The organism is Planosporangium spinosum (genome assembly GCF_049999945.1).
Classification (GTDB): Bacteria; Actinomycetota; Actinomycetes; order Mycobacteriales; family Micromonosporaceae; genus Planosporangium; species Planosporangium spinosum.
The window spans coordinates 1-1,887 of sequence record NZ_JBLYUB010000068.1 but is presented as its reverse complement, the minus strand read 5'-3'; the positions used below and the strand labels follow the sequence as shown (position 1 = coordinate 1,887).

Here is a 1,887-nt window from a genome sequence, read left to right as displayed (position 1 = left end):
GCGCACCAGCTCCACCGCGTCGCGCTTGAACTCGTCGGTGTACTTCGACGGACGTCCCAACGGGGACACCCCTTCCTCTGGACTCAAGATCCAGTGTCAGGGTGTCCACACCTCGGGGGGAAGCTCATTCGCGAGATAGTCCCGTGATGCGACCTGGGTATGCAGTCCCGATGTTGGCTCGAACGGCATGACGGCATCGCCGGCTGTGCGCGTCTCGCGATGCGAGTCGGTTGCCGTGTTGCTGTTGACAGGGCCACTATCACGATAAATTACACAGAAATCGGGCATAAAAGGATCATTCGATCAAGGCTATGAACTGGTGCGATTGCCCCGTCGGCTGTGGATCAGAAGGTTAGGGGTTCGAGTCCCTTCGGGCGCGCAGCAGGTGAGGGGCCATCTCGGGTGATCGAGATGGCCCCTTTGCCATCCCGTACAGCAGCGAAGTACAGCAACGCTCACGATCGGTCCAGGCTCTCGCCCAGCCGCTTGAGCGCCTCCCGGGTCGCCGTCGAGCTGACCTTGGCGTAGATCTCCATGGTGATCGAGAACTGGGCGTGCCGGAGGATCTGCATCACGACCCGGGGGTGCACGTCCAGGTCGACCAGGAGCGAGCCGCAGGTACGCCGGGCGTCGTGGACGGTGATGCGCGGGACCTCGGCCCGTCGGACCCAGGCGTCAAAAGCCCGGTTGAAGTTGCGTGGCTCGATCGGGGTGCCGTGGCGGGTGGTGAAGACCTGTCGAGTCTCAGGGTGTCCACACCTCGGGGGAAGCCCACCTCAATTGCACAGCACAGGCGACGGGATGAATCCTCAGGCCGCGGACTGGAGGGCGGGGTGGGTCGCTAGTTCGGTTAAGGCTGTCAGAGGCGTACGACGGTTGGTCGGGCGTTGTCGCGGCCGTAAGCGAGGATCTCCCGCAGCATGTCGCGGAAGGTCTGGGTCGCCTCCGGGTCAGCCGCAAGCTCGACCTCGACCACGTCGTCGTTGAGATCTAGGTCGGCCAGGGCGTCCTTTCGTAGAACGATGCGCAGTTGGTCGCGGTCGATCACGATTTCTTCCACGCAGCCGTAGGCCGTGCCCTGGCTCTCGGTTACGAGGCAGTATGTGTCCATGCCGAGCCGGATCTCTTGGTCGTCTGGTGGCTCCTGGGCCGCTTGAAAGATCAGGGATCGTCCGGTGCTGTCTTCGTGCTCGGCGACCCCGGCTACCAAGCAGTCGCTATCGTCCACGCCGGCTACGCGGGCGGTGAATCGCATGGTCATCACGACGTTATACCAAGATCAGGCTGGACCACGCTGTCCTGGGCGTAGAGCCGACGATCGCTGGTCGGGTCGCGTCGGTTGACCTCCGCAAATCAGGGGGTTAGTGCCAGCTCCACTAGCACCAGCCGTGGGTACGCTTCCACGTAGGCAGTGCGGGTCTGTACCGGTCCCGGCTCCACCTCAATCCGCAGGTGGTCGTCAAGGACGAGTTCGGTACCGCGAAGTGCGGAGTCGAACAGGATGAGCGGCTCGACGATCTGCCACCGCGGCCCCTCTTGCCACTGCACGCGGGGCCGCAGGTCGGCAACCGCCTCGGACAGGGGACCGTCGCCGTGGTCATACGCGAAGGCGCCTGCCAGCATTCGATGCTCGGGAAGGTACGTGGTGGGCAGAGGGTCGCCGCCGAGTATCAAGGCTGTAGCCGGACCGACGGGAATGACTCCAGCCCAGTCGTCCACGGCGCAGGCACGGCCGTAGTCACCCCAGTCCGATGACTCTGAGTGCCTGTCTGGGATCTGAACCTCTGGATCGATCGGAGACGATCCTCAGTGTCGATGCCCGGCGTGTCGAGATGACAACAGGCAGAGCTCTCCGGTAGGTGCACTGGCGACCAAACCAGTTGTGCC

General features: G+C 63.7%; 2 protein-coding genes and 1 pseudogene. All 3 read right to left on the bottom strand.

Going from position 1 to position 1,887, the window contains the following annotated elements; all coding sequences use genetic code 11:
* Positions 1–455: 455 nt before the first annotated feature.
* Positions 456–746, bottom strand: a pseudogene (locus ACNTMW_RS34215) (tyrosine-type recombinase/integrase); the annotation flags it as partial.
* Positions 747–859: 113 nt separating this feature from the next.
* Positions 860–1,261, bottom strand: a complete 402-nt coding sequence (locus ACNTMW_RS34210) for an Imm10 family immunity protein (protein ID WP_426638218.1) — start codon at positions 1,259–1,261, stop codon at positions 860–862.
* Between the two features lie 92 nt (positions 1,262–1,353).
* Positions 1,354–1,776 (bottom strand): Imm21 family immunity protein, encoded by a 423-nt coding sequence (locus ACNTMW_RS34205; protein ID WP_426638219.1) that lies wholly within the window; start codon positions 1,774–1,776, stop codon positions 1,354–1,356.
* Positions 1,777–1,887 lie beyond the last annotated feature (111 nt).